General features: G+C 70.2%; 1 protein-coding gene and 1 pseudogene. Both read right to left on the minus strand.

The annotated features are described in order from the left end of the window. Positions 1-108: 108 nt before the first annotated feature. A pseudogene (locus K6I34_RS35715) lies at positions 109-1089 on the minus strand (serine hydrolase domain-containing protein); the annotation flags it as partial. Positions 1090-1126: 37 nt separating this feature from the next. After that, positions 1127-1771, minus strand: a complete 645-nt coding sequence (locus K6I34_RS35720; protein WP_229332187.1) for a cyclopropane-fatty-acyl-phospholipid synthase family protein — start codon at positions 1769-1771, stop codon at positions 1127-1129. Between the last annotated feature and the right edge of the window lie 622 nt (positions 1772-2393).

Raw genomic sequence — 2393 nt, forward strand, 5'->3', positions numbered from 1 at the left:
CCGCGTGGCAGCGGGGCGCAGTCAACCGCCCCAGTACCGCCTAGCGGTACCGGACGCAGGAAACCACAGTGGGGCATCACGTCTCACTCTGCCTGCAAGCCTGGCCCTTCAGGGCCAGGTAGTTGACCGCAGACAGTCACGGACCGCGTCCGCGATCACCCGCCCCGTCGAGCCCTCCTCACCCGCGACGAGCCGGGTCCGGGTGAGCGCGAAGGCCAGCCCGCGCTCGCGGTCGGCGAAGGCGACGCTGCCCCCGCTCCCGTGATGGCCGAAGGCCATGAGCCCGCCACCCGTCTCCGGCAGTCCCAGGAAGTAGCCGAGCCCCTTCGCGAACCGCCCCAGCAGCATGCGGTCCTTTCCGCTGACCGCCACCTCCGTGGCGAGATCCAGCCGTTCCGGCCCGAGCAGGCGTACGCCGTCGACGTCGCCGAGGAGCGCGGCGTACATGCGCGCGGCCGCCCGTGCGGTCGTGGTGCCGCACGAGGGCAGGTCGGCGAGCAGGTACGAGCGGCGGTTGGCCAGCTCGGCGGTGGTCCACACGTCGCGGTTCGGCGCGACCAGCCGGACGAACGGCGCCGACGGCGGAAGGGACTCCAGCCACGCCGCCCAGTTGCCCTCCACCAGCGGTGCCGTCCGGCCCAGTTCGCCTTCGGGCAGGCCGAAGAAGAGCTCGTCGGCCACGCCGAGCGGTTCCGCGACGTAGGCGCGCAGCGCCTGCCCCGGCGTCATCCCGGTGACGCGGCGCACGGTCTCGCCGAGGAGCCAGCCGAAGGTCCAGCCGTGGTAGCCGCTGCCGGAACCCGGCTCCCACAGCGGCTCCAGGTCCGCGACGACCGCGCACATGGTGTCCCAGTCGCACAGCTCGTCCGCCGTGATGCCCGCGGGCAGCTGCGGCACCCCGGCGGTATGGGTCAGGGCATGGCGTACGGTGACGCGTTCCTTGCCGCGGGCGGCGAACTCGGGCCAGTAGCGGGCGATGGGCGCGTCGTAGTCGACGAGACCCCGCTCGGCGAGGACGTGGACGAGGGTGGCGGTGAAGCCCTTGCCGGTGGAGAAGCTGTGGATCAGGGTGTCGCCCCCGATCGGCGGGCCGCCGCCGTCCGGCCGGACCGCGCCCGCGCAGGCGTTAGTGCCGGTCGATGGCCGCCGCCTCGGGCGGGCTGGTGCCGAACGGGTCGTTGACGCACCAGGTGGTCAGAACGTAGGTGCCACCGGGTTTGAGGACGCGGGTGAACTCGGCGAATGCCTCGGGAAGCTCCGCGTACATCGTCGTCTCGTTCGAGATCACACAGTCGAACGTCTCGGCGGCGAAGGGGGTAGCGACCATGTTGGCCTCGTGGAATCGCACCCGGTCGGCGACGCCGCGCTGCTCGGCCTGGGCGCGGGCGAACCGCACCTGGTAGGCGGAGAAGTTCACGCCGTCGACCGCGCACCCGAACGCCTGGTGCAGCAGCAAGCTGGTGCCACCGCGGCCGCACCCCGCGTCGAGGACCCGGGCTGTGGCCGGGAGGTTCCCGAGGGCTTCGACGAAGGTGCTGACCTGGTCGGTCTCCAAACGGTGGATCTCCGCCCGGATACGCCGCTCCCGGCTGTCGCGGTCCGTATCGTCCAGGATGCTGCGATCGAAGTCATCGATCGCGAAGTGGTGATGGTAAAAGCCGTCGACATGCCCGAGATCAAGGTTGAGCGCATCGGACCGCTTCGTTTCGTAATAGACGAATGCTCTCTCCTCGAATGCATTCCGGGTCAAGCGGGTGCTGGGCGTGTCCATGGCGCGACCTCGGCAATCCGGTATTCGCCGATCACGAACAAGCGGTTCATGATGTGGCCCGACAAGACTGTGCGGAACAACCCCTCCCTGCCCGTACGGTGCGCAGCTTCCCGGCAGGACCGGTGTGCTCGGTGGTGCCTTCGAAGACCAGGGGAAGCGTGCCAGGCACCTCCCTCAGCCCCTGCGTCAGGGCTGTGCGTCACCACGCTCCACACGCTCACCGCGCCACCCACCTCGCACGACAGCGCACGAACATTCACCCACTGAGCGCACAAAGATGCCAGATCTGCCGACCGGGGTATGCGAGGCCACCCGCAGCACAACAGCGCACTCCCACGCACTACGGCGTACGCCCGGCGCGCTCGGCCGGAATCCGTTCAGCCGGCGGCCGCTCGACTATTGTCATGACTGTGCCAAGAATTCACCTCCGGTGTCTACCCGCGTAAATTCCGCCGGTCGCATCATGGGCCCGGCGCGCCTCCCCCGGCGCCCCGCACGCCCCCCACATACGACCGGAGTCCGGTATGCCCGTACACCTCACCGTCCGTCAGGCCGTGCTGTCGGCAAGCGCGCTGCTGCTGACCGCGGTGTCCGCCCTGGCCGCGCCCGGCGCGGCCCACGC

The organism is Streptomyces sp. UNOC14_S4 (assembly GCF_020740835.1).
In the GTDB taxonomy this organism is placed as follows: Bacteria; Actinomycetota; Actinomycetes; order Streptomycetales; family Streptomycetaceae; genus Streptomyces.